Genomic DNA, 23,023 nt, shown 5'->3' with positions numbered 1-23,023 from the left:
GGCTCTCCGCATGACCTCCGCAGGTTCGCCATCGGTTCCTCCGGCTGCCACCGTTGCCGCTACCGACTCCGCTCCCGGTGCCAGCACCGATGCCGCCACCCCGGTGGTGAGTGCCTTCTACGACCGATTTCCCTACCCGGGCGATCCGCTCCAGGACGGCCCGCCGCCTGGATACAACTGGCGCTGGTGTGTCAATGCGGCCTATGCGGCCTGTACCGGGGCCCTGCCCGCTGCCGCTGTGGACGGCCGACCGCTGCGGCTGCTGGACGCCGGATGCGGCACCGGCGTCAGCACCGATTACCTGGCCCATCTCAACCCCGGCGCCGAGATCCTGGCGGTGGACATCTCCAGCGGTGCCCTGACCGTGGCCCGCGAGCGGCTGCGGCGCTCCGGTGGCGGCGAGCGTTCCCTGGTGAGGATCGAGAACCGCAGCCTGCTGGATCTGGCCGACGAAGGCTGCTTCGACTACATCAATTCCGTGGGGGTGCTGCACCATCTGCGCCAGCCGGCGGCAGGGCTGGCGGCCCTGGCATCACGTCTCAAGCCCGGCGGGCTCCTGCACCTGTTTCTCTATGCCGATGCCGGACGCTGGGAGATCCACCGCACCCAGCGCGCCCTCGGCCTGCTCGGTGCGGGTAGCGGCGCCGACGGACTGAGGCTCGGCCGGCAGCTGTTCGCCGACCTGCCTGTCTCCAATCGTCTGCGCCGCCATCACGAGCAGCGCTGGGCGATGGACACGGCCGCCGATGCCAACTTTGCGGACATGTATCTGCACCCGCAGGAAACCAGTTACGACCTGGATCGCCTCTTCGCCTTCGTGGCCTCGGCGGATCTGACCTTCGCCGGCTTCTCCAATCCGGCCGTCTGGGATCCGGCCCGGTTGTTGCAGGGCGAGTTGCTCGAGCGGGCCCGTGCCCTGAGTGAACGACAGCAATGGCAGTTGGTGCAGGAGCTGGATCCCGACATCAGCCACTTTGAGTTCTTTCTCTCCAAGGGGCCGATCCAGCGCCCGGACTGGTCCGATGACGCCGTTCTGCTGCAGGCCCGTGGCGTGCGCAACCCGTGCCTCTGGGGCTGGCCTGGTACCAGCCTGCTGGATTCGGACATGGCACCACTTGACCTCTCGGAGGAGGGTGTTCTGCTGCTCCAGGCCCTCGAAGCGGCTGGGCCACATCATCCGCTGGAGCGGTTGCTGCCGGACTGGCCCCGCGCCCGCCTGCTGAGCACGGCCAGGCTGTTGCTGGATCAGCGCCTGCTGCTGCTGCGGCCTGGCGACTGAGGCCCGCGTGATAGATTCCGCGCGCCATAACAGAGGTTCAGCGGGCTTGCAGGACTCACTTAATTCTCATCCTGAGACGGGGTCTCTCCATGACTCCGTCCCTCAGATTGAGAATCCGGGTCATCCTGCAGTCAGTGTCGAGGCTTCTGTTCTCACGTCCGATGCCCCGGAGGCCACAGCCTCCAATGGGATGGACGACTATGCGCGGCTTCGGCAGCGCCTGATCCTGGCCACGCTGCTCGTTTCGGCGGTGGCTGTTGTGATCACCTCTCTCCGCTTTGATCTGGACACTGCCGGCAGTCTGCTGGTAGGTGCCATGGCCGGCTTGCTTTATCTGCGGCTTCTTGCACGCAGTGTTGAGCGCGTCGGTAACGGATCGAAGTCTGTGGGCAAGTTTCAGCTTCTTGTGCCTGTGGTGCTTGTGCTCGCTGCGGCGCGCCTGCCCGAGTTGCAGATGCTGCCTGCCCTGATCGGCTTTCTGCTCTACAAGCCGGCCATTCTTCTGAACGCTGTCTTTGACAGCTGAAGATCATGACCGGCTAGCTCAAGCCTGGCGGCTCCGCCGTCGTTTTCCGAAACGCCGCCTGCGCGGCACCGAAACCCACCAGCCAGATGGTCGCCTTACCACTTGTTCTCCCTTTTGCCGAGCTGGAGGTTGGTCAACACCTCTACTGGCAACTGGGGAATTTCAAGATCCACGGTCAGGTTTTCCTGAGCTCCTGGGTCGTGATCGGCGCGCTGCTTGCCCTCGTGGTTGCCGGAACCCGAAAGCTCAGCCGCGATCCCCAGGGAACCCAGAACCTCCTGGAGTTCCTGTGGGATTACATCCGCGATCTGACCCGCGAGCAGATCGGTGAAAAGGCCTACCGAGATTGGCTTCCCTTCATCGGCACCCTCTTCCTGTTCATCTTCGTGAGCAACTGGGGTGGTGCGCTGGTGCCCTGGAAGCTGATCCATCTGCCCAGTGGTGAGCTCGGCGCTCCAACGGCGGACATCAACACCACGATCGCCCTGGCGCTGCTGGTCTCACTGGCCTACTTCTATGCAGGCCTGAGCCGAAAGGGTTTCCGGTACTTCGAGTACTACGTGGAGCCGACTCCGATCATGCTCCCGTTCAAGATCGTCGAGGACTTCACCAAGCCCCTCAGCCTGTCGTTCCGTTTGTTCGGCAACATCCTGGCTGATGAACTGGTTGTTGCGGTGCTCGCTTTTCTTGTGCCGCTGGTCGTTCCTCTGCCTGCCATGTTCCTGGGCTTGTTCACCAGTGCGATTCAGGCCTTGATCTTTGCCACACTCGCCGCCTATTACATCGGCGAGGCTGTGCACGAAGAGCAACACTGAACCCCTCTCTGCCTGGATTGAGCCCACCGCAACGTGCGGCTCCTTTCAGGCGATCTGCTAAATCTCCTGCTCGCAGGTCCGGTTGCAGTCCGGGCCCGTCTCCAAGGAGGAGACGTCCGCTGGCGACAGGTTCAACCAGCGCTACCCCAGCGCTCCACATCCCCCCTTCCACCATGGATTCCATCACCTCCGCTGCGTCCGTCCTGGCCGCTGGTCTCGCCGTCGGCCTTGGCGCCATCGGCCCCGGTATCGGTCAGGGCACCGCTGCCGGCGGCGCTGTCGAAGGCATCGCTCGTCAGCCTGAAGCTGAAGGCAAGATCCGCGGCACCCTGCTGCTCTCCCTGGCCTTCATGGAAGCTCTCACCATCTACGGCCTCGTGGTGGCCCTGGTGCTGCTGTTCGCCAACCCCTTCGCCGGCTGATCGGAACTGGATGTGATCCGAGGTCCCTGGAACCGTTTGTTTCCTGGGCCTCGCAAGCATCGTTTCCCATTCGCTCCGCGTTCTCCCTCCGGTTTTTCTCCGGACGTCCGCTCGCCACCCCCGCCCCATGACCAGCTGGCTTCTGCTTGCCGAAGCAGGTGCACCCGAAGGAGGTCTGTTCGACCTCGATGCCACTCTGCCGCTGATGGCGGTGCAGATTGTCATCCTCACCTTCATTCTCAATGCCCTGTTTTTCCGCCCGGTCGGTCGGGTTGTGGAAGAGCGTGAGGATTACATCAGTACCAGTCGTGCCGAGGCCAAGCAGAAGCTGGCTCAGGTTGAGCGCCTGGAGACTGAGCTGAAGGAGCAGCTCAAGGAGGCCCGTCTCCATACCCAGAAGCTGATCCTCGACGCTGAACAGGAATCCGATAGTCTCTATCGCGATGCCCTGGCCACTGCGACGGCGGAGTCCAACGCGTCCAGAGAACAGGCGCGTCGTGAGATCGATTCCCAGCGGGAATCGGCCATGACTCAGCTTCAGGGAGATGCCGACCAACTCGGTGATCTGATCGTCGATCGTCTGCTGGCTGCCACCAAATGAATCTCCCCATTCCCCTGGTGATGGCTTCGGAGGGAGGCTTCGGCCTCAACTTCAACATCTTCGAATCCAACATCATCAATCTGGCGATCGTGATCGCCTGCCTCTGGAAGTTCCTGCCCAGCTTTCTCGGTGGCATCCTCGAGCGACGCCGGGCCCTCATCCTTTCTGATCTGAAGGACGCGGAGGACCGTCTGGCCAAGGCCACTGCCTCTCTTGCAACGGCCCAGCAGGATCTCGGTCAGGCCCAGAAGAAGGCCGATCAGATCCGAGCTGAGGGCAAGGAGCGTGCCCAGTCGATCCGCCTGGAGATCGAGAAGCGCACGATCGAGGATATGGCGCGGATCAAGCAGAGCTCCAGCAATGATCTGGAGTCAGAAGCGGCCAGGGTCACCACCCTGCTGCGTCGCCAGGCCGCTCAGCTGGCCATTGACAAGGCCCTCGCAAGCCTTCCCGGCAAGCTGGATGACCAGGCCCAGGCCCGCTTCATCGAGCAGGCCATCCAATCGATGGGTAACGCCTGATGCCCCTGCTCAACTCCATCACCACGCCCTACGCCGAAGCCTTCCTGCAGGTGGCTGAAGCCCATAACGAAACCGATCAGGTCGTCGAGCAGGCCCGTCAGATCCTGGCTCTCTGGAATGAATCGGATGATCTGCGCGAGGCGCTGACCTCGCCGGTCATCGAGATCGAAGCCAAGAAGAGTGCGCTGCAGGCACTGTTCGAAGAGCAGGTGACTCCCACCTTCCTGAATCTGCTGAAGCTGTTGGCCGATCGCCAGCGCATTGAAGTGCTGGATGCGGTGCTTGAGCGTCTGCTTGAGCTCTACCGCCAGCAGAACAGGATCGCTCTGGCCACGGTGACCTCGGCCACCCAGCTCGGTGCTGAACAGCTGGCTCAGATCACCAGCAAGATCAAGACCGTGGCCGCCACCGAGCAGGTTGAGGTCGTCCAGAAGGTTGATCCCTCTCTGATCGGCGGTTTCACCGTCAGCGTCGGTTCCCAGGTGATCGACGCCAGCCTGTCCGGACAGGTTCGTCGCCTCGGTCTGGCCCTGGTCAAGGTGAGCTAGCTCCTCCCATTTCTCCTTCCGCCTTTTTCCCCTCCTGTCCCCTGCCGGGGATTTCCACCCATGGTTTCCATCCGCCCCGACGAGATCAGCGCGATCCTCAAGCAGCAGATCGAGGACTACGACAAATCCGTCTCGGTCAGCAACGTCGGAACCGTTCTGCAGGTTGGCGATGGGATTTCTCGCGTCTACGGCCTCCAGCAGGTGATGGCCGGTGAACTGGTGGAATTCGAAGACGGCACCGAAGGCATTGCTCTCAACCTTGAGGACGACAATGTCGGCATCGTGCTGATGGGTGAGGGACTGGGCATCCGCGAAGGCAGCACGGTGAAGGCCACCGGCAAGATCGCCTCGGTGCCCGTTGGCGACGCGATGCTGGGCCGGGTGGTGAATGCCCTGGGCCAGCCCATTGATGGCAAGGGTGAGATCGCCACCACCGAAACGCGTCTGATCGAGTCGATGGCGCCGGGCATCATCCAGCGCAAGTCGGTGCATGAGCCCATGCAGACCGGCATCACCGCCATCGACGCCATGATTCCGATTGGCCGCGGACAGCGCGAGCTGATCATCGGTGACCGCCAGACCGGCAAGACGGCGATCGGCATCGACACGATCATCAACCAGAAGGGCCAGGACGTCGTTTGCGTCTATGTGGCGATCGGCCAGAAGAACGCCTCCGTCGCCAATGTGGTCGAAGTGCTGCGCGAGAAGGGCGCCCTCGACTACACCATCGTGGTCGCAGCCAGCGCTTCTGAAGCTGCCGCGCTTCAGTATCTGGCTCCCTACACCGGCGCGGCCCTGGCCGAGTCGTTCATGTACAAGGGCAAGGCCACCCTGGTGATCTACGACGACCTCACCAAGCAGGCCCAGGCCTACCGCCAGATGTCGCTGCTGCTGCGTCGTCCCCCCGGTCGTGAGGCCTATCCCGGCGACGTGTTCTATTGCCACAGCCGCCTGCTGGAGCGCGCCGCCAAGCTGAGCGATGCCATGGGCAAGGGCAGCATGACCGCTCTGCCGATCATCGAAACTCAGGCCGGCGACGTGTCCGCCTATATCCCGACCAACGTGATCTCGATCACGGATGGCCAGGTGTTCCTCAGCTCCGATCTGTTCAACTCCGGTCTGCGGCCCGCCATCAACGTGGGTATCTCCGTCAGCCGGGTGGGTGGTGCAGCCCAGACCAAGGCGATCAAGAAGATCGCCGGTACCCTGAAGCTGGAGCTGGCTCAGTTTGATGAACTGGCTGCCTTCTCCCAGTTCGCCTCCGACCTCGACGCCGCTACCCAGAAGCAACTGGCGCGCGGTAAGCGCCTGCGCGAGATTCTCAAGCAGCCCCAGTTCAGCCCCCTGATCCTGGCCGAACAGGTGGCGGTGGTCTACGCCGGAGTCAAGGGTCTGATCGACGAGGTTCCTGTGGAGTCTGTGGTGCAGTTCTGCCGTGAACTGCGCGAGTATCTCAAGACCAACAAGCCCGAGTTCATCTCCAAGATCCAGACCGAGAAGCAGCTCAGCGAAGAGGCTGAAGCCATGCTCAAGGAAGGGATCAACGAGGTGAAGTCGTCCATGCTCGCCACCGTCTGAGGAGGGCGTAACCATGGCAAATCTCAAGGAAATCCGCGACCGCATTGGTTCGGTCAAGAACACGCGCAAGATCACCGAGGCCATGCGTCTCGTGGCTGCCGCCAAAGTGCGGCGCGCCCAGGAGCAGGTATTGCGCAGCCGTCCATTTGCCGATCGGCTGGCACGGGTGCTGGAGAATCTTCAGTCGCGCATGCGCTTCGAAGATGCCGATTCCCCCCTGCTTGAATCCCGCGAGCTGCGCACGATCACGCTGCTGTCTGTGACAGGAGACCGTGGCCTCTGCGGTGGCTACAACGCCAACATCATCAAACGCACCGAGCAACGCTTTGCTGAGCTCAAGCAGCAGGGTTACAGCGTCGATCTGGTGCTGATCGGCCGCAAGGCAATCACCTACTTCCAGAACCGCAGCTACCCGATCCGGGCCACCTTCACCGGTCTTGAGCAGGTTCCCAACGCCAGCGAAGCGGGTGGTATTGCCACGGAAGTATTGGCTGAGTTTCTCTCTGCCAGTACCGACAGGGTCGAGATCATCTTCACCAAGTTCATCAACCTGGTCAGTTCCAAGCCCGTGGTGCAAACCCTGCTGCCACTGGATCCCCAGGGCATCGCCACCCCCGAGGATGAGATCTTCCGGCTCACCACCCGCGAAGGTCGCCTGACCGTGGCTGTGGATGGAGGCGGTGCTGCCAACGAACAGCCCGAGATCCCCTCGGACATCGTCTTCGACCAGAGCCCGGAGCAGCTGCTCAATGCCCTGCTGCCTCTCTATCTGGAGAATCAGTTGCTGCGCTCCTTGCAGGAGGCCGCGGCTTCTGAGCTGGCCAGCAGGATGACGGCGATGAACAACGCCAGCGACAATGCCAAGGCCCTCGCCAAGAGCCTGACGCTGGATTACAACAAGGCCCGCCAGGCAGCGATCACCCAGGAGATCCTCGAGGTGGTCGGTGGTTCCGTGGCGATGACCTGATCTGTTGATGGCCTGGTTTGTTGCCTTCTGAGCGGAGATCCTCTCTCGGCTCATTTGCACCTGCAGGCCCGCATCTTCCGACCCGCACCTGCTGATCAGACGGCCGTTTCCGACTTTCGGGAACGGCTTTTTTGATGGCTGCTTTTCTGCCTGTTGGCTTGTTGTGCCCGGCTGTTTGTGGCCTGGATGTTCGGCTTGGCAGGATCCAGGGGTGTGCTTGCAGGCCTTGCTGATGAGCGATCAGGGTGGGATGCCTTCAAAATCGGGTCCTCGTGCTGCCGCTCAGCGGCTTGGGCCGACTGCACGGGGCGGCGGCCTGGCGATCCAGGCCCTGTTCCCCACCGCGCTCGGCCAGGTGCAGCGGGCGGTCGATCCGCTCGACACGGCCCTGCAGATTCAGGCGATTTGTGACCTGCGCGGCGCGTCTGCCTCCAACCCCGATCCCGGCTGCGCCTGGACCGGGGACCTCAATGGGGTCTGGCAGTTGCACCGCCACCCGGTCTTTGCGCCGTTGGTGGCCGAGATCGCCGGCCATGCCCAGGGCTATCTCGACGCCCTGGGTTTCTCCTGCTCGGAGGTGTCGCTCCATCTGCAGCGCTGTTGGCCTGTCGTGAGCGAGGCCGGGCAGGTGGTGGGCCGCCACCACCATCCCAATGCGCATCTCAGCGCTGTTTATTACCTCAATGGCGATGGCAGCGGCCACCATGGCTGTCTGCGTCTGTTTCCAGCCCGCCAGGTGAACGAGTTGGTGCCGGGCCTGGCGGTGGGCCATGACGGCCCGATCGATGGCGCCTCTCCCCTCAATGCGGCCTGGGTGGATGTGGCGCCACGGGCCGGTCTGCTGCTGCTGTTTCCCTCCTGCCTGGATCACGCCGTGCTGGAGAACCACGAGCCCGACGACCACAGGTTTTCGATCAGTCTTGATTTTGTGCTTACCGCACCGCCCGCTGCGCCAGGCTCCACGCCGCCGGAGTACCTGGCGCCCCATCCCAGCCAGTGGCAGGCCATCGGGGAAGATGGGCTGCGCGCCTGACCGTCCGATCCCGCTCGTGTCCGATCCCTCCAGCTTCAGTGTCACCGCCGAGATCGACGGCACGCCACACACCTTTCCATGCCGATCCGATCAGACCGTGCTCGCCGCGGCTGAAGCAGCGGGCGTGCCGTTGCCCAGTTCCTGCTGCTCAGGTGTGTGCACCACCTGTGCTGCCCTGCTCCGCAGCGGCAGTGTGCACCAGCCCGATGCCATGGGAGTGAAGCTGGAGCTGCAGGAGCAGGGCTATGCGCTGCTGTGTGTGTCATTCCCCCGCAGCGACCTGGATCTGCTCGCCGGCCAGGAAGATGCCCTCTATGAGCTCCAGTTCGGTCAGTTCCAGAAGTGAGTGACGCGCTGACGCGCCTGGAGCCTCTGGAGTTGTGGCTGAAGCCCGCTGCCGGTGCTCTGTTGCCCCAGGTTCGTGCCTCCCTGGCCGCTCAATCCGGTGGCGCCGAGCCCCTGCGCTGGGCGATCACGGCGGTGGATCCTGATCGGGGTCTGAGGGTCGAAGGGGTGTGGGTTTTCAGCTCCGGGCCGGTCTGTTGAGCGACCGCGCGGCGCCGCCGCTGCCCACCCTTCTGGTGATCCCCACCGGCGTGGGTTGTGCCGTGGGCGGCTATGCGGGTGATGGTCTGCCGGCGGCCCGGCTGCTCGCGGCCGCCAGTGGCTGCCTGATCACCCATCCCAACGTGATGAACGCGGCGGCGCTCTACTGGAGCGATCCACGGCTGCACTACGTGGAGGGCTGGAGCCTGAATCGCTTCGCTGCAGGGGAGCTGGCCCTGGCGCCGGTTCCAGCGCGGCGGGTGGGCCTGCTGCTGGATGCCGGCATTGAGGAGCCCCTGCGCCGCCGCCATCTGCAGGCGGCCGATGCCTGCCGCGCCAGCCTTGGACTGGCGATCGGCCCGGTGCGCACCACTGAGGCGCCGCTGGAGGTGAGCCTGTCGCTCGGACCCAGTGGTGCCAGCTGGGGCTCCCTGGCGCGCCCTGATCTGCTGCTGCGGGCGGGAGAGCAGCTGGTGGCGGCTGGGGCCACGGCGATCGCCGTGGTGGCCCGCTTTCCCGATGAGCCCGAGAGCGAGGCCCTGGCGGCCTACCGCCAGGGGGCGGGGGTCGATGGGCTGGCCGGTGCCGAGGCCGTGATCAGCCATCTGCTCAGTCGCCATCTGGGTTGCCCCTGTGCCCACGCACCGGCTCTGGCGCCGCTGCCGCTCGATCCCAGTCTCGATCCGCGGGCAGCGGCAGAGGAGCTGGGCCACACCTTTCTGCCCTGCGTTCTGGTGGGCCTGAGCCGGTCCCCCGATCTGGTGAGCGAACCGGCCGCCTTCAGGGCGGGTGGGCTGATCCGCTCCGCGGATATCGGTGCGGTGGTGGCGCCGGCGACGGCCCTGGGGGGGGAAGCCGTGCTGGCCTGCGCGGAGCGGGGAGTGCCGCTGATCGCCGTGCGCGGCAATCCCTGTGTGCTGGCGGTGGACGGGGCGGCGCTGGGCCTGCCGGTGTTGGAGGTTGAGACCTACGCCGAGGCGGCGGGTCTGGTCCTGGCCCTGCGCGAGGGGATCGATCCCGCCAGCCTGCGGCGGCCCCTGGGGCGCCTCGCCTGAGCCCCTGGGGCGTCTCGCCTGAGCGGTACTCAGCGCAGACAGGCCATCGGGTGGCGCGGTGACACCCCCAGGGCCTTGGCCACACCCGGATGGCAGACGGCCCCATTGACGGTGTTCAGACCCGAGAGCAACTCGGGCCGGTCGGTGACCGCCTCGGCCAGCCCGCGGCCCGCCATCACCAGGATGTAGGGCAATGTGACGCTCACCAGTGCTTCGGTGGAGGTGAAGGGCACCGCGCCAGGCATGTTGCCCACGGCGTAGTGCTGCACGCCATGGATGGTCACCACCGGTTCGGTGTGGGTGGTCTCGCGGCTGGTGGCGATGCAGCCCCCCTGATCGATCGCCACGTCCACGATCACCGAGCCGGCCTTCATGCGCTGCACCAGCTCCTCCTCCACCAGGGTGGGGGCCCGGCCGCCGGGGGTGAGCACGGCGCCGATCAGCAGATCTGCTCCCGGCACCAACCGCTCAATCAAACCGCGGCTGCTCACCAGGCTCACCAGGCGGCCCTTGCGGTCGGCCTCCAGCCGGCGCAGGCGCTGGGGCGAGTGATCCAGCAGGAACACCTCCGCATCCATCGCCGCCGCCAGCCGCGCCGCATGCCAGCCCACCGTGCCGGCGCCCAGCACCACCACCCGCGCCGGCCGGACGCCGGTACAGCCGCCGATCAGCACGCCGCGGCCACCGTGGGGTTTTTCCAGCAGGTGGGCGCCCACCTGGGCGGCGATGCGCCCGGCGATCTCGCTCATGGGCGCCAGCAGCGGCAGGCTGCCGTCTTCGAGCTGCACGGTTTCGTAGGCCACCGCGGTGGTGCCGGCCTCCAGCAGGGCCTCGCCCACCTCGGGATAGGCGGCCAGATGGAGGTAGGTGAACAGCACCAGGTCGCTGCGCAGATAGCGGAACTCCTCCGGTTGCGGTTCTTTCACCTTCACCACCAGATGCGCGCCCCAGGCGTCCTCGCAGCTCACCAGATGGGCCCCGGCGGCGGCGTAGTCGTCGTCGGCGATGCCGGCGCCGAGCCCGGCGCCCTCCTGCACCCGCACCTCCATGCCCTGGCCTACCAGCTCGCGCACCCCATCAGGACTGAGCGCCACCCGCTGCTCGTCCCGCTTGATTTCCGTGGGCACACCGATGCTGGCCATCGGGGCCGTCAGGCCGGGTGCTGTCATGGACCACTGCAGGGCTTGCACCAGATTGGCGGGGCCGGGGCCGAACTGCCACGCTTTCGTGACGGGATCAGCGTGCGGCGATCGGCATCCGCCAGCCGCTGCCGAAGGCCCGAGCGCTCACTTTCAGCAGCGGTGCAGCCTGGCGACGCTTGAATTCGGCCAGTCGCAGCAGCCGATGCACCCGTTCGGCTAGGGCGGCGTCGGTGCCGGCCTCGATCAACTGCTCGGGGGTGCGCAGCTGTTCGATGTAGGCCTTCAGCAGCGGATCGAGCACGGCGTAGTCCGGCAGGGAATCGCTGTCGCGCTGGTCGGGCCGCAGCTCGGCGCTGGGGGGCTTGTCGCGGATGGAACTGCCCACCAGATCGCCGCCCTCGGGCAGACCCAGCTCGCGGCGGCAGGGGCCTGCGGCGGGGCTGTCCAGCCAGGCGCAGAGCGCAAACACGGTGCTTTTGTAGAGATCGCCGATCACGGCCAGGCCGCCGTTCATGTCGCCGTAGAGGGTGCAGTAGCCCACCGCCAGCTCCGATTTATTGCCGGTGGAGAGCAGCAGCCGGCCCTCCTGGTTGGCCAGGGCCATCAGCAGCGTGCCGCGGATGCGGGATTGCAGGTTCTCCGCCGTGATTCCCCGGGGGGCCTCCCCAAGCGCTGGTGTCAGCACCGTGTCGAAGCTGTTCATCAGCGCGGCGATCGGCAGGGTGCTGCTGGCCAGGTGCAGCCGTTCGATCAGGGCTGCGGCGTCGCTGAGGGACCCGGCGGAGCTCCAGGGGGAGGGCATCCGCAGCACCTGCACCTGCTCGGGGCCCAGGGCCGCGGCGGCGATCACCGCCACCAGGGCCGAATCGATGCCGCCGCTCAGGCCCAGCAACGCCCGCTGGAACCCGCACTTGCTGGCGTAATCGCGCACCCCCAGCACCAGCACGCGGAAGATCTGCTCGAGCCGCTCGGGCAATGGTGCGATGGCGTTGGTCTGGTCGCGAGCGGCGTCCCAGAAGCCGAGGGCTTCACGGGCGCAGGGCAGGCGAGCCACCAGCTTCCCTTCGCCATCCACCACGAAGCTGACGCCGTCGAACACCAGTTCGTCGTTGCCGCCCACCTGGTTGACGTAGACCACCGGGCAGCCGAGGCGTGTCGCGGCGCGTGAGGCCAGGGTTTGCCGCAGGGCCACCTTCTCCTGGCCGAAGGGGGAGGCCGAGAGGTTGAGCAGCAGATCAAGCCGGTGCGGCAGCAGTGCCGCGATCGGGTCGGCGCCGGCGAGGCGGTGGCCCTGCAGGTGCTCGTCCACCCACAGGTCTTCGCAGATCGTCAGCCCGAGGCGCCACGGGCGGCCGTTGCGTACCAGCTCCAGCACGGCGGCACTGGTGCCGCTGCGGAAATAGCGCTGCTCGTCGAAAACGTCGTAGGTGGGCAGCAGCCGTTTGCGGGCCACGAAGCGCCACTGGCCCGGCTCCACCAGGGCCAGGCTGTTGTAGAGGCCCGGCACCCCGTCATCTTCCACCGGTTCCACCACCCCCACCAGCACCGCCAGCTCCGCGGGGAGTGAGGCAGCGAGTCGGTCGAGCTCTTCACCCTGACGCTGCACCAGGCTGGCGCGCAGCAGCAGGTCGCGGGGCGGATAGCCCCAGAGCGACAGCTCCGGCGTCAGCACCAGATCGGCGCCAGCGCTCGCCGCCTCCTGGCAAGCCGTCAGGATGCGGGCGCCGTTGCCTCGCAGGTCGCCCACCAGGGGATCGATCTGGGCCAGAGCAAGACGCATCGGCGGCGGGAGCGGCGCGAGGGGAAGGACAGGGGGCTGCAGCGGCCGCAGTCAGATCAGGTTGGTGCACCTGGACCAGGCTGCCGCTGCTGCATCAGCCTGCCGCAGGACGATCAGCCCGTGAAGCCATAGAGATTGTGCTGCAGCAGGAGGGGGCGCAGCTCCGGCGGCACCTGGGCTGGATCGGGGCAGCGGCGCACTGCTGAGCTGGCCGTGGCGGGAATCTCCAGCGGCAGCAGCTCCAGCGTTGCCCCCAGCTCTCGCAGCGCCTGCTGCTGCTCCGTCGTGAGTGGCCAACCCCGGCGCGGGGCGATCGCCAGGCGGCAGCGGCGCAGGATCGCATCGGCGGCTTTCCAGCGGGGGATCTGGGGGGCCAGATCGCTTCCCACCACGAACACCAGCTCGTGCTGGGGCCAGCGCCGGGCGGCGCGCTCCAGGGTTTCGATCGTCCAGGGGCTGCTGAGCTCCTGCCGGTGGCACAGCCGGGGATTGCCGATCGCCGCCACCAGGGCCTCGAGCAGGGCAGCTCGCATGGGCAGCGGGGCCGCATGGTGCTTGAGGGGATTGTCGCTGGCCCAGGTCGCCACCTCTGGATACAAGGTCAGCAGCCCCTCGAGCAGGGCGCGGTGGCCGAGGGTGGGTGGATCGGCGCTGGTGCCGAACAGAGCTATAGCGGGCATCGGTGGCCGGCTCAGGGCAGCAGGCTGGCGGGCCGCGGCGGCAGGGCGACGGGCGCCTGCTGCCAGCTGGCCAGCCAGCGGCGCACTTCCGGATCCTGGCCGCAGAGGCGCTGCAGCAGGGCGCCTGGCCGGCCGGCGCCGCTGGCGCTGCGCAGCAGCTCGGCGGCCGCGAGCCGGCCGGTGCGACGGGTGGTGTGCACGGCCAGGGCCGCCTGGGCCAGGGCCACCGGCGCCGCCGGCGCGAGGCTGAGGCCACCGCTGAAGGGCGCCGCCAGCAGCAGCACCTGGCGCATGCCGCCCAGCAGCAGCTGCAGGCCCAGCTGAACGCCGCCCAGCAGGGCGTTGTGGCCGGAGAGGCGCGAGAGCAGCTGGCGGGCGCCACTGCTGGTCATCGGCAGGCCGTAGAGCTGGCAGAGCTGCAGCACCAGGGCGGTATCACAGGCCAGGCCTCCGGCCAGATCGAGCAGCAGCAGCGGATTGGCAGCGACCCCGGTGGCTTTGAGGGCGGCGAAACGGCCGATCAGGGTCTGGGCGTGGCGGCGGCCCTGGCGCAGGCGGTGGGCGTGAAGGCTCTGGCTGAAGCGATCGGCGGCCCGCAGGGCGTTGAGGCCCAGCAACAGGGGCCCGTGATCGCTCAGCAGTTGCCGCAGGGTGTGGCGCAGCGGCTCCACCTGGGCGGCTTCGCGGACGCTGCGCACCCGGCCATCGTCGAGCAGTTGGGGCCGCCGCGGCGCTGCCGCCACCGCGATCGGCTCCAGGGTGCGGGCGGCGGCGGGCAGCCGGCGGCGGATGCTGGCCAGCAGCGCCTGGCGTTCCTGCTCGGGCCAGCAGTCGCAGCGGTTGAGCACCAGCAGCAGCGGTTTGCCACTGGCCAGCAGGGGTTCAAGGGCCTCCAGCTCGACGCTGGTGAGATCACCATCCAGCACCAGCAGCACCAGATCAGCGCCGAGGGCCAGGCGGGCCGCCAGCCGGGAACGCGCTTCGGCGGCGATCTCGTCGATGCCCGGCGTGTCGACCAGCTCAACGGCGCTCAGCCCCGTGATCGGCTGCTGCCAGGGCCGGCTCTCCTGACGGCGGGTGCAGCCATGGGCCACATCCGTGGCAAAGGCCTCCTCGCCGAGCAGGGCATTGAGCAGGCTCGATTTCCCCACCCCCACCCGGCCGAACACCGCCAGGCGCGGTTGCTTCTGCTCCAGACGCTGCAGTTGCCGGTCCACCCCCACCAGCTCCGGTCCGAGCAGGGTGGTTTCGCGAGCGCTGAGTTGCAGCTCTGCCCGCCAGCGACGCAGCAGCAGCAGGCAGCGCTCAGCAGTGGGCGGCGGAGTCAGCTTCGGGGAGGTGATCACGGCTGTTCCTGCCCCACGCTGGGGGCCAGGTTGTCCCCACCGGTCTGGGGGCGGCGCCACCAGCCGGCCAGCACCGCCAGCACCGCATCGGCGCCGATCACCCCCACGAAGCCGCCGAATTCATCCACCACCACGCGAATGCCGCTGCTGTTCCGCCGGAAGCCGGTGAGCAGCCGGTCGGCGCGGATCATCTCCGGCACGTATTCCACCGGCTCGCACAGCTCGGCGGCGGTCATCGCGCCCTCCTGCTGCAGCAGGGCACTGAGCAGCCGTTCGCGGTTCGCCACCCCCAGCACCTCGTCCACCTCCTCGCCCAGCACCACCCACCAGGAGGCCGGGTTGGACAGCAGGGTGGACCGCAGACTCTCGAGGCTGGCCTGGCCCTGCAGGGTGGGGGCCGCCACCCGCGGCACCATCAGATCCCTGGCGGTGAGGTCATTGAGCTGGAACACCTTGGCGATCATCGCGGCCTCGTCGGCCTCGATCTGCCCTTTCTGGGAGCCGAGCCTTGCCAGCAGGCGGATTTCCTCTTCGTCGGTGTTGAGCTCGTTCTCGTCGCTGATGCCAGGGAGGAGGCGTTCCAGTACCAGCACCAGGGGCAGCATCAGCTTCAGGAGCAGCGCCAGGCTCTGAGCGCTGGCCAGGGACACCGGCAGCGCCAGCCGGCTGCCGAGGGCCTTGGGCAGGATCTCGCCCAGCAGGATGACCAGCAGGGTGAGCCCCACCGAGAACAGCGGCAGGGCGACGGTGTCGACGTTGTGGCGGCTGAACACCAAGCTGGCGTAGCCGCCCACCATCAGGCTGCCGAAGATGTTGAAGGTGTTGTTGGCGATCACCAGCACCGACAGGGTGCGGCCGAGCCGGTTGCGCAACTGCTCGAGGCGGCGGGCGCTGCCGGATGGCTTGGCCCGATTGGCCAGCTCATGCACCCGGATCGGGCTCACGGTGAGCAGGGCGGCCTCCACACCGGAGCACACAAACGAGCCCAGCAGCATCACCACCACCAACAGGCCGAGGACGAAGTAATCGTTCATCCGGCGGCGGTCGCGTGGGGGGGGACGGAAGTGGTGGAGAGGTGGGCGATCGCAGGGGCGGCGTCAACAACCGGGAAGCGTGCTGGCCGTTCCGGGCCCAAGGCACGCAGCTTGCGCGGTCTCTGTATTAAACCGGCTGTTCCAACTTCTGGCTGTCGAGCCGATCCGCCGCCCATGGCCAGCCCCACGGCCTGCCCGCCTCCGATCGACGCCGCGGCTTACGCGGAGCGGCGTGGGCGCTTCCTGAACCGCCTCGGTGGGGTGGCGGCGGTGATCCCGGCCTCCTCCCTGGCGACGCACCACGCCGATGTGGAGCATGCCTTCCGCCAGAACAGTGATTTCTGGTATCTCACGGGCTTCGATGAACCAGGGGCGGTGGCCCTGTTCCTGCCCCATTGCCCCGAGCATCCCTTCGTGCTCTTCGTGGAACCCAGGGATCCAGCCGCGGAGGTGTGGAACGGGTTTCGCTGGGGTTGTGAGGGGGCCGTGGCGCGCTTCGGCGCTGATCGGGCCCATCCGATCGCCGAGCTGCCCCAGCGGCTGGCCGACTATCTCAAGGGTGCCGAGGGCATCGCCTTCCGGGTGGGGCGGCATCCCGCGGTGGAGCCGCTGGTGCTGCAGGCCTGGGCCCACCAGCTGGATCGGGCCCCCCGCACCGGCAGCGCCGCCCTGGGGCTGGTGGCTCCCTGTCCGATGCTGCATGAGTTACGTCTGCGCAAGAGCCCCGAGGAACTGGAGCGGCTGCGGGAAGCGGCGCGGATCTCCGCCGAAGCCCACGAACTGGCGCGCCGGGTGACCCGGCCAGGGCTGCTGGAGCGGCAGGTTCAGGCGGTGATCGAGCAGCACTTCCTCGAACGGGGCGCGCGCGGATCGGCCTATGGCTCGATCGTCGCCGGCGGCGACAACGCCTGCGTGTTGCACTACACCGCCAATGCTGCCGAACTGCGGGATGGCGATCTGCTGCTGATCGATGCCGGCTGCAGCCTGGGCGACTACTACAACGGCGACATCACCCGCACCTTTCCGGTGGGCGGCCGCTTCAGCGCCGAGCAGAGGGCCCTCTACGACCTGGTGCTGGCGGCCCAGGAGGCGGCTGTGGCGGTGGTGCGGCCGGAGGCCACCGCCGAGCAGGTGCACGACACGGCGGTGCGGGTGCTGGTGGAGGGCCTGCTGGAGCTGGGCCTGCTGCGGGGCTCGGCCGACAGCGTGATCGAGCAGGGCGCCTACCGCCATCTCTACATGCACCGCACCGGCCACTGGCTGGGCCTGGATGTGCACGATGTGGGCGCTTATCGGCTGGGCGAGCATCCGGTGGCGCTCGAGCCCGGCATGGTGCTCACCGTGGAGCCGGGGCTCTACGTGAGCGATCGGTTGCCAGTGCCGGAAGGCCAGCCGGCGATCGAGGAGCGCTGGAAGGGGATCGGCATCCGCATCGAGGATGATGTGGCTGTGATGGAGCAGGGCCACGAGATCCTCACCGCTGCCGCCCTCAAGGCGCCGGCGGCGATGGAGCGCTGAGCCAGCGGACGAGGGCTTCGGGTTCGAGGGCCCGGGTGCAGGGCAGCACCACATCGGCTCCGGCTTCGATCAGCCGGGCTTCATAGGCAGCCCGGAGCTCGATGGCTTCCGGGGTCTGCAGGTGGGGTGGGGCGACGGCCAGGCTGAGAAAGCGGGCAGCAGGGCACTGGTGCCGAGCCCGCTGCACGGTGAGAACATCCGCCACGGTGTCGCCCAGGTAGGCGATCGGCGGACTCGCCTGATCCAGCGCTGCGCCCGCGAGCTGGCTGGCAAGCCGCAGCAGGCCCGTGGGATCGGGCTTGTCGGGGGCCTGGCCCATGGCGACCAGCGGGGGCTCGCGCAGCCCCAGCCGTGTCTCCAGCACGTAGCGGCAGGACGGAGGCTCCGCGCCGCTGACAAAGCCCCAGGCCACGTTGGCCCTGGTCAACGCAGCAAAGAAATCCGATTCCACCAACAGCGGCTCGCTGCCGATGAAGCCCTGCCACAGACCTGAATCCCCCTCGGGGTCGCCGCCGAAGTAGAAGCAGCCAAACACGTCCACCAGGGTTTCGAAGGCCGGGAGCGGGCTATGGCCCGAGCGGCGCAGCAACTCCAGCGAGGCTTCCCAGTCGTTGTTCCAGCAGCCTTCACTTTTGAGGCTGTCGATGGCACTGGCATCCGGGCGCTGGCCGCTGAAATGGTGCACCGTCTCCACGATGGCGCGCCGATAACTGCCGCCAACATCCCGGATCACACCGTCGATGTCGAAGAGCAGAACGGCACGGGGGGACATCAGGCGGTGCCGATCAGGCGATCGCATCCTGCTCGAACTGGGCGGCGGCGGCATCGGTGGCTTCACTGGCGAACAGCCCTGCGGCGATGGCTGGGCTCATGGTGAAGGTGGTCATCCCTGCCGCCGCCAGGCGGCTCAGGTCGCTGGCCTGGCGCAGGCTGGCCACCAGCAGCCGCACGGAAGATCCCACGCCATCGAGGCAGCGCTGCATGGTGATCAGCTCGGCGTGACCATCGCGCCCCAGGTCGCTGATGCGCCCGAGGTAGGGGGCGATGTAGCGGGCTTCCAGGGCGGCGGCGATCAACACCTGGGGTGCTTCGTAACAGGCGGTGAACGTGACGGGGATGGCCGAGCTGATCAGCTGTTTCGCCGCCGCTGCACCCGTGCTGGTCACCGGCACTTTCACGACGATGCGGTCTGGGGCGATGGCATGCAGGGCAGTGCCACAGCGCACCAGTTCGGCGGTGCTGCTGCCCCAGGCCTGGAGATGCAGTTCCTGGGCTCCCAGTTCGAGAGCGCGGCGACTGAGTTGGCGCAGATGGTCTGAATCACAGGGCTGGCCAGCCTTTCTGAGCAGGCTGGGATTGGTGGTGATCCCAAAAAACAGCCCGCTGGGCAGCCACGCCTCCCAGTCGTTGGGGTCGGCGGAATCGAGGAACAGGCGCAGCGTCATGGGCGGGAATCGCGCCGGTCGCGCCTTGGCGGCTGGTAGGTTACTTGTTTGACCTTGTTCCTTGAGCGCCGAAACCATGACGGCCACTGAGATCGCCAGCGCCGAGAGCGCCAGCGCCGGTGCTGAAAGCTCCAGTGCCGCTGCCGTGACGGAGGCCCCCGCCGAAGTGGCCGCCGCTGCCGATGCCCCTGCCGCCGACACCGCCACCCAGGGCCGTCCGGTGATGCGCGGTGGCAGCGCCGCCCTGGCCACGGCCACCATCGATGAAGATGGCGTACCTTCCGGCTACACCCCCAAGGCCGATGAGGGCCGCTTCCTGCTGAAGATCCTCTGGCTGCCGGACAACGTCGCCCTGGCGGTGGATCAGATCGTGGGTGGGGGCCCCAGCCCACTCACCGCCTATTTCTTCTGGCCCCGGGAAGATGCCTGGGAAACCCTGAAGTCCGAGCTGGAAGCCAAGAGCTGGATCACCGATAACGAGCGGGTGGAAATCCTCAACAAGGCCACCGAAGTGATCAACTACTGGCAAGAGGAGGGCAAGGGCAAGAGCCTCGACGAGGCCAAGCTCAAGTTCCCCGATGTCACCTTCTGCGGGACCGCCTGATCCTTTCGCTGGAGTTCCATTGGGCCTCTGAATCGAGTCCCATGGTGCCCTGATCGGCTTTTTTCATCCGGTGATTAGGCCACGCAGGTCCTAACCACCGGATTTTTTGTTTGGGGATCTTGCTGTTTGATCGGGCTGGAATCAGCGTTCTGGTTCAGTGATCTTGATTCAGCGGTCTTGATTCGGTGCTCTTGATTTAGTGCTCTGAATTCAGAGCTCTGAATTCAGAGATTTGGAATCACCGGCGCGACTGCAGCACCCGGACGAAGGCACTGTTGGTGATCAGGGCCGGCGAGCTGGCGGTGTCCACCGTGAAGCTGCGTGTCTCGCTCTGGCTGGTGCCATCCGGGTAGACGAAGGTGACCACCCCATCGAGGGTGAGGCTGCTGCCGTTGCTGCCGGTGGTCTGCAGATCCGACACGCTCACCTGTTGGAACTGCTCGAAGAAGGCGGCGTCGAACTGGTCGGCTGCCGCGCCGGCGAACCACTGACGGGCCTGCTCGAAGTCTTTGCGGCTGAGGCTCTCGTAGACGCTGCGGATGCTTTCCATGGCCTGCTCCGCCGTGGCGGCCGCAGGGGTGGGTTCAGGTTCGGGCAGCTCTGGCGCCTGCGGGGGCTCCGGCTGGCTCACGGGTGCGGGGGTGGGGGTTGCCACCGGTTGGCGAAGCACCGGCGCGATCGGTTGCAGGGCGCTCTGCTGCGCAGACTGCTGCATCCACAGCACCACGGCCACCAGTGCCACGCTGAGGCTGCCGGTGAGGAAGGCGAGGAAGGCCACGAGGCCGCGGCTGCCGCCTGATGCCTTCGGTGTTTCGATGACATAGAAGTCATCGGCGGCTGGTGCTGCAGCCGGCATCTGTGGCACCACGGGCGGTTGAACGGCTGCTACCGCCACTGGCACCGCAGCGGTTTGCCGGGGCATGGCTGGATGGGGTTCGGCCGCTGAGCCTGAAGGGGCCATCGGCCCTGGCAGGGCCAGCAGGCCCAGCACCACCCCCTCCATGCGGGCACAGATCGTGACAGCGAACACCTCGCGTAGTTCCGCCATCAGCCGGGCCGCCAGGCGCGGATCCGCAAGGGGCCTGGCCTGGCTGGCACCGCTGTGGAAGGCGGCGGACAACACCAGATGGCGCAGCGCCGGCAGCAGGGCGCTCTGCTCGCTGCCGCAGAGGTCACCCACCAGCCCCTGCAGACGACGGCCCTCAATCGGCAGGTTCTGGGAACGAAGCTGCAGCACCCGCTCCCGCAGGGCGGCACCGAGCTGGTAGTCGTTCATGGGAGGCGGATCAGCGGGATGGGGATGGGCTGGACATGGTCTGCTGCCATTGCTCCTGGAGGGCGGACTGCAACGGTGCACAGGCTCCCAGAGCCTGAAGGGCTGATCCGCGCACCATCGTGCGCTGGGCCGGATCGAAGCTGGCCGCGATCAGGGCGCCGAGGGGATCGCTGGTGCTGGTTGCGTTGAGAAGATCAGGAGCGATTGTGCCCCGCCCCAGCCCCTCGAACTGGGCGCGGCGGTTGCGCAGGGTGCCTCGGATCGCGGCGGGTGAACCCTGGCAGAGTTTCTGAACCAACCGACGAACCGGCTCAGGTGGCAGGGGCTCAGGCTGCAGGGATTCACGGGGTGTCGGCTCCGTGTTCAGAGGGGTGGCAGGCCTCGGTGGTGACAGGTGCCCAAGCAGCCCCAATGAGCTCGAGAGAGCCAGCCCCCCTGCAAGCGCCAGACTGAGACCTGGCAGGAGGCGTGGAGTGGATGGTCGCGCCATGCCAGCGACGGCAGAGGAACCAACTTCAGGAGAATCGCTGGCTTCGGTGGCTGGCTGAGACGCTGCTGGCTGAACCGTTGCTGGTTTCGCTGTTGCGGGTTCCGCGGGTGTTGGCTCAGCGGTTGCTTGCTCAGCCCTCGCGATCGCGTCCTTAGGCTCGAACCAGGTCATGGCCACGGTCACATCGTCGCCGCTGCCCTCGCGGCTGATCCGATCCAGCAGGCTGGGAAGGTCATAGGGCTCCTGGCTTGCCTCTGGAGCGTCTGCCGGTGCGGCCGCTTGATCCAACGCATGGGCCGGAGCCGTCGATCCCGCTTGGACTGCGCTCACCAGGAACGCTGTAAGTGCCAGGAAATCAGGATCAGTGGCGCAGGACTTGCGCAGTCCATCGGTGCTGAGCAGCAGCGCGAAGCGCGCCTGCACAGTCTCGAGCCGGTGCAGTCCGGAGCGCGACGCAAACAGCAAGGCCGCGCCAGGCAGGCAGAGGCTGCCGGTGGCTTCCCCCGGTGAGGCTGGGTCGTTCGGTTCCTCGTCCAGCAGCACGGCGACTCCCTGGGCATCCACCCGCGCCAGGTCCCAGTCGCCCAGACCGGTGTGGCCCCACCAGTGCGGTGTCATCACCACCAGCCCCAGGGTGGTGCCGTAGGCCAACGAACCGTCCGCACCTGCGCTCTCCAGCTCGGAGGCGTTCTCCTGCTCTGCTGCGTTGTCCGGCTCCGGCCGGCTGGCTCGGTCGGCCTCCACCGCCTGTCGCCACCTGGTGATGATGGACTGGGGCAAGTCCTGTTGCAGCCACCGTCGCCACTGCTCCATCGGCTGGCCAGTGGCACTGTCGGCCAGACGACTGGTCTCCAGCGTGGCGGCCACGGCCGTCAGGGCGGCAGTGCAGGCAAGGCGGCTGCCGATGTCGCTGCGGTGGTAGCGGGCGCCACCGTGGCCATCGGCCACGGCCATCACCTGCACGGGCAGGCCATCGAGGCTGCGCAGTTTGACGGCCGCGCTCCAGTCCTGGCAGACCTGGCCGCGGCGTTGGTGGGCGGCTCCGGGGCGGCTGCAGATCCTGGCCGGCTGCCAGGGGCTCACCACACCAGGGGACCGACGTCGTCGGTGGGATCGAGCACGGTGGGGGGCAGATCCGGCAGGGGGATGGGGCCTGGGGCTGCGGTCTCTGCCGACGGCACCATGCGGCTGGCGGGCATGGAGGCGGCGTTCACCACGGCCGTGGAGGCCCACTGGATGTACTGGGCCAGGGAGGTGGCGTTGCCGGCCTGTAACGGGCGCCGCGCTGATCGGCCGCTGCCGCCGGGATCCTGGCCGATGAACTGCTGCAGCACCTCCAGATCGGCATCGTGGCCGAGGGCAATCGCCAGCCGCACCGCCTTCTGGGCCCAGGGCTGGCGGAGCAACGTGCGCAGGCCGCGATCGAAATCATCGGTGGGTTGGCCATCCGAGATCAGTACGAGCACCGGCGGCAGAGCCCGCTCCTCCATCGGCGGCGTCTGCAGGGCGGCCGCCACCAGTTCGAGGGCCTCGCCCATGGCGGTGACGCCGCCGGCCTCAAGGTCGATCCAGCTGAGCTGTTCCACCGGCGTGGGCTCGGCGATGTGCCAGTGGGCCTGGTCGGCGAAGCGCACCGCCCGCACCAGCAGCCGGGCTTCCGGGTTCTGACGTGCCACCTCGGTCATGCCCGGCAGCGACTGGCGAATCGCCTGGTTGAGCGCCTGCATCTTGCCCTGGGCTGCCATCGAACCGGAGCAGTCGCACAGGTAGAGGAAGTGGAGCGGTCGGTTGGCGAGGCGAACGTTGGGGAAGGGCAT

General features: G+C 67.2%; 25 protein-coding genes. 15 read left to right on the top strand and 10 right to left on the bottom strand.

Annotated elements, in window-relative coordinates; translation table 11 throughout:
- Nucleotides 1-10: 10 nt before the first annotated feature.
- From KQ310_RS11390 to KQ310_RS11330, 13 genes are all read left to right on the top strand, one after another.
- Entirely contained in the window at nt 11-1,279 is a 1,269-nt protein-coding gene (locus tag KQ310_RS11390) for a bifunctional 2-polyprenyl-6-hydroxyphenol methylase/3-demethylubiquinol 3-O-methyltransferase UbiG (RefSeq protein WP_259721864.1), read from the top strand.
- A 190-nt stretch (nt 1,280-1,469) separates the two neighbouring features.
- Nucleotides 1,470-1,805 (top strand): hypothetical protein, encoded by a 336-nt coding sequence (locus tag KQ310_RS11385; RefSeq protein ID WP_259721863.1) that lies wholly within the window; start codon nt 1,470-1,472, stop codon nt 1,803-1,805.
- Nucleotides 1,806-1,891: 86 nt separating this feature from the next.
- A complete protein-coding gene (gene atpB, locus KQ310_RS11380) occupies nt 1,892-2,620 on the top strand; it encodes a F0F1 ATP synthase subunit A (protein WP_259721862.1) in 729 nt (242 codons plus the stop codon).
- Nucleotides 2,621-2,793: 173 nt separating this feature from the next.
- Complete coding sequence (atpE, locus tag KQ310_RS11375; RefSeq protein WP_106502337.1) at nt 2,794-3,042, top strand: ATP synthase F0 subunit C; 249 nt, start codon at nt 2,794-2,796, stop codon at nt 3,040-3,042.
- Nucleotides 3,043-3,169: 127 nt separating this feature from the next.
- Nucleotides 3,170-3,643 (top strand): F0F1 ATP synthase subunit B', encoded by a 474-nt coding sequence (locus KQ310_RS11370; RefSeq protein ID WP_259721861.1) that lies wholly within the window; start codon nt 3,170-3,172, stop codon nt 3,641-3,643.
- Nucleotides 3,640-4,164 carry a F0F1 ATP synthase subunit B gene (locus KQ310_RS11365; RefSeq protein WP_259721860.1) on the top strand — a complete coding sequence of 175 codons (525 nt, stop codon included), beginning with the start codon at nt 3,640-3,642 and terminating at the stop codon, nt 4,162-4,164. The genes KQ310_RS11370 and KQ310_RS11365 overlap by 4 nt, the downstream gene beginning before the upstream one ends.
- Complete coding sequence (atpH, locus tag KQ310_RS11360) at nt 4,164-4,712, top strand: ATP synthase F1 subunit delta (RefSeq protein ID WP_259721859.1); 549 nt, start codon at nt 4,164-4,166, stop codon at nt 4,710-4,712. The genes KQ310_RS11365 and atpH overlap by 1 nt, the downstream gene beginning before the upstream one ends.
- A 60-nt stretch (nt 4,713-4,772) precedes the next feature.
- On the top strand, nt 4,773-6,290 hold the full coding sequence (atpA, locus tag KQ310_RS11355) for a F0F1 ATP synthase subunit alpha (protein WP_259721858.1): 1,518 nt from the start codon (nt 4,773-4,775) through the stop codon (nt 6,288-6,290).
- Between the two features lie 13 nt (nt 6,291-6,303).
- On the top strand, nt 6,304-7,257 hold the full coding sequence (locus tag KQ310_RS11350; protein WP_259721857.1) for a F0F1 ATP synthase subunit gamma: 954 nt from the start codon (nt 6,304-6,306) through the stop codon (nt 7,255-7,257).
- A 316-nt stretch (nt 7,258-7,573) separates the two neighbouring features.
- Nucleotides 7,574-8,290: a 2OG-Fe(II) oxygenase family protein gene (locus tag KQ310_RS11345; RefSeq protein WP_259721886.1), complete on the top strand. Its 717-nt coding sequence runs from the start codon at nt 7,574-7,576 to the stop codon at nt 8,288-8,290.
- Between the two features lie 16 nt (nt 8,291-8,306).
- On the top strand, nt 8,307-8,636 hold the full coding sequence (locus KQ310_RS11340; RefSeq protein WP_259721856.1) for a 2Fe-2S iron-sulfur cluster binding domain-containing protein: 330 nt from the start codon (nt 8,307-8,309) through the stop codon (nt 8,634-8,636).
- On the top strand, nt 8,633-8,836 hold the full coding sequence (locus tag KQ310_RS11335; protein WP_259721855.1) for a hypothetical protein: 204 nt from the start codon (nt 8,633-8,635) through the stop codon (nt 8,834-8,836). The genes KQ310_RS11340 and KQ310_RS11335 overlap by 4 nt, the downstream gene beginning before the upstream one ends.
- Entirely contained in the window at nt 8,833-9,891 is a 1,059-nt protein-coding gene (locus KQ310_RS11330) for a DUF3326 domain-containing protein (protein ID WP_259721854.1), read from the top strand. Before KQ310_RS11335 ends, KQ310_RS11330 begins: the two co-directional genes overlap by 4 nt.
- 29 nt (nt 9,892-9,920) lie before the next feature.
- Here KQ310_RS11330 and ald read toward each other — a convergent pair whose 3' ends face one another.
- The 5 genes from ald to KQ310_RS11305 all read right to left on the bottom strand — a co-directional run bounded on the left by ald (nt 9,921) and on the right by KQ310_RS11305 (nt 15,873).
- Nucleotides 9,921-11,060 (bottom strand): alanine dehydrogenase, encoded by a 1,140-nt coding sequence (ald, locus tag KQ310_RS11325; protein WP_259721853.1) that lies wholly within the window; start codon nt 11,058-11,060, stop codon nt 9,921-9,923.
- Nucleotides 11,061-11,127: 67 nt separating this feature from the next.
- On the bottom strand, nt 11,128-12,813 hold the full coding sequence (locus KQ310_RS11320) for an NAD+ synthase (RefSeq protein WP_259721852.1): 1,686 nt from the start codon (nt 12,811-12,813) through the stop codon (nt 11,128-11,130).
- 113 nt (nt 12,814-12,926) lie between these two features.
- A complete protein-coding gene (locus KQ310_RS11315) occupies nt 12,927-13,493 on the bottom strand; it encodes a nicotinate-nucleotide adenylyltransferase (RefSeq protein WP_259721851.1) in 567 nt (188 codons plus the stop codon).
- Nucleotides 13,494-13,504: 11 nt separating this feature from the next.
- Nucleotides 13,505-14,836: a GTP-binding protein gene (locus KQ310_RS11310; RefSeq protein WP_259721885.1), complete on the bottom strand. Its 1,332-nt coding sequence runs from the start codon at nt 14,834-14,836 to the stop codon at nt 13,505-13,507.
- Nucleotides 14,836-15,873 (bottom strand): CNNM domain-containing protein, encoded by a 1,038-nt coding sequence (locus tag KQ310_RS11305; RefSeq protein ID WP_259721850.1) that lies wholly within the window; start codon nt 15,871-15,873, stop codon nt 14,836-14,838. Before KQ310_RS11305 ends, KQ310_RS11310 begins: the two co-directional genes overlap by 1 nt.
- Nucleotides 15,874-16,047: 174 nt before the next feature.
- Here KQ310_RS11305 and KQ310_RS11300 point away from each other — a divergent pair, with 174 nt between their 5' ends.
- Nucleotides 16,048-17,391, top strand: a complete 1,344-nt coding sequence (locus KQ310_RS11300; protein ID WP_259721849.1) for an aminopeptidase P N-terminal domain-containing protein — start codon at nt 16,048-16,050, stop codon at nt 17,389-17,391.
- Here the strand turns inward: KQ310_RS11300 and KQ310_RS11295 are convergent.
- On the bottom strand, nt 17,363-18,163 hold the full coding sequence (locus KQ310_RS11295) for a TIGR01548 family HAD-type hydrolase (RefSeq protein ID WP_259721848.1): 801 nt from the start codon (nt 18,161-18,163) through the stop codon (nt 17,363-17,365). The genes KQ310_RS11300 and KQ310_RS11295 overlap by 29 nt on opposite strands.
- Before the next feature lie 13 nt (nt 18,164-18,176).
- The gene (locus KQ310_RS11290) at nt 18,177-18,836 is read right to left on the bottom strand and encodes a transaldolase family protein (protein WP_259721847.1); all 660 of its coding nucleotides are present in this window, start codon (nt 18,834-18,836) and stop codon (nt 18,177-18,179) included.
- Nucleotides 18,837-18,897: 61 nt separating this feature from the next.
- Between KQ310_RS11290 and KQ310_RS11285 the strand changes: the two genes are divergently transcribed.
- Nucleotides 18,898-19,440: a 30S ribosomal protein PSRP-3 gene (locus KQ310_RS11285; RefSeq protein ID WP_399238193.1), complete on the top strand. Its 543-nt coding sequence runs from the start codon at nt 18,898-18,900 to the stop codon at nt 19,438-19,440.
- 238 nt (nt 19,441-19,678) lie between these two features.
- Here the strand turns inward: KQ310_RS11285 and KQ310_RS11280 are convergent, their stop codons facing one another.
- Genes KQ310_RS11280 through KQ310_RS11270 form a run of 3 tightly spaced genes read right to left on the bottom strand, consistent with a single transcriptional unit; the run spans nt 19,679 to nt 23,023 of the window.
- Nucleotides 19,679-20,716: a hypothetical protein gene (locus tag KQ310_RS11280; protein ID WP_259721846.1), complete on the bottom strand. Its 1,038-nt coding sequence runs from the start codon at nt 20,714-20,716 to the stop codon at nt 19,679-19,681.
- A gap of 10 nt (nt 20,717-20,726) precedes the next feature.
- The gene (locus KQ310_RS11275; RefSeq protein ID WP_259721845.1) at nt 20,727-22,292 is read right to left on the bottom strand and encodes a protein phosphatase 2C domain-containing protein; all 1,566 of its coding nucleotides are present in this window, start codon (nt 22,290-22,292) and stop codon (nt 20,727-20,729) included.
- A complete protein-coding gene (locus KQ310_RS11270; RefSeq protein WP_259721844.1) occupies nt 22,286-23,023 on the bottom strand; it encodes a VWA domain-containing protein in 738 nt (245 codons plus the stop codon). The genes KQ310_RS11275 and KQ310_RS11270 overlap by 7 nt, the downstream gene beginning before the upstream one ends.

Source organism: Synechococcus sp. CS-1328 (genome assembly GCF_025128095.1).
GTDB lineage: Bacteria > Cyanobacteriota > Cyanobacteriia > PCC-6307 > Cyanobiaceae > CBW1002.
This window is presented reverse-complemented; position numbering and strand designations above follow the sequence as displayed.

Excerpts from the sequence above, each read along its gene's own strand:
- KQ310_RS11390 (WP_259721864.1), top strand. The coding sequence starts at position 11 with ATGACCTCCGCAGGTTCGCCATCGGTTCCTCCGGCTGCCACCGTTGCC.
- KQ310_RS11385 (WP_259721863.1), top strand. The coding sequence starts at position 1,470 with ATGGACGACTATGCGCGGCTTCGGCAGCGCCTGATCCTGGCCACGCTG.
- atpB (WP_259721862.1), top strand. The coding sequence starts at position 1,892 with ATGGTCGCCTTACCACTTGTTCTCCCTTTTGCCGAGCTGGAGGTTGGT.
- atpE (WP_106502337.1), top strand. The coding sequence starts at position 2,794 with ATGGATTCCATCACCTCCGCTGCGTCCGTCCTGGCCGCTGGTCTCGCC.
- KQ310_RS11370 (WP_259721861.1), top strand. The coding sequence starts at position 3,170 with ATGACCAGCTGGCTTCTGCTTGCCGAAGCAGGTGCACCCGAAGGAGGT.
- KQ310_RS11365 (WP_259721860.1), top strand. The coding sequence starts at position 3,640 with ATGAATCTCCCCATTCCCCTGGTGATGGCTTCGGAGGGAGGCTTCGGC.
- atpH (WP_259721859.1), top strand. The coding sequence starts at position 4,164 with ATGCCCCTGCTCAACTCCATCACCACGCCCTACGCCGAAGCCTTCCTG.
- atpA (WP_259721858.1), top strand. The coding sequence starts at position 4,773 with ATGGTTTCCATCCGCCCCGACGAGATCAGCGCGATCCTCAAGCAGCAG.
- KQ310_RS11350 (WP_259721857.1), top strand. The coding sequence starts at position 6,304 with ATGGCAAATCTCAAGGAAATCCGCGACCGCATTGGTTCGGTCAAGAAC.
- ald (WP_259721853.1), bottom strand. The coding sequence starts at position 11,060 with ATGACAGCACCCGGCCTGACGGCCCCGATGGCCAGCATCGGTGTGCCC.
- KQ310_RS11320 (WP_259721852.1), bottom strand. The coding sequence starts at position 12,813 with ATGCGTCTTGCTCTGGCCCAGATCGATCCCCTGGTGGGCGACCTGCGA.
- KQ310_RS11315 (WP_259721851.1), bottom strand. The coding sequence starts at position 13,493 with ATGCCCGCTATAGCTCTGTTCGGCACCAGCGCCGATCCACCCACCCTC.
- KQ310_RS11305 (WP_259721850.1), bottom strand. The coding sequence starts at position 15,873 with ATGAACGATTACTTCGTCCTCGGCCTGTTGGTGGTGGTGATGCTGCTG.
- KQ310_RS11300 (WP_259721849.1), top strand. The coding sequence starts at position 16,048 with ATGGCCAGCCCCACGGCCTGCCCGCCTCCGATCGACGCCGCGGCTTAC.
- KQ310_RS11295 (WP_259721848.1), bottom strand. The coding sequence starts at position 18,163 with ATGTCCCCCCGTGCCGTTCTGCTCTTCGACATCGACGGTGTGATCCGG.
- KQ310_RS11290 (WP_259721847.1), bottom strand. The coding sequence starts at position 18,836 with ATGACGCTGCGCCTGTTCCTCGATTCCGCCGACCCCAACGACTGGGAG.
- KQ310_RS11280 (WP_259721846.1), bottom strand. The coding sequence starts at position 20,716 with ATGAACGACTACCAGCTCGGTGCCGCCCTGCGGGAGCGGGTGCTGCAG.
- KQ310_RS11270 (WP_259721844.1), bottom strand. The coding sequence starts at position 23,023 with ATGCCCTTCCCCAACGTTCGCCTCGCCAACCGACCGCTCCACTTCCTC.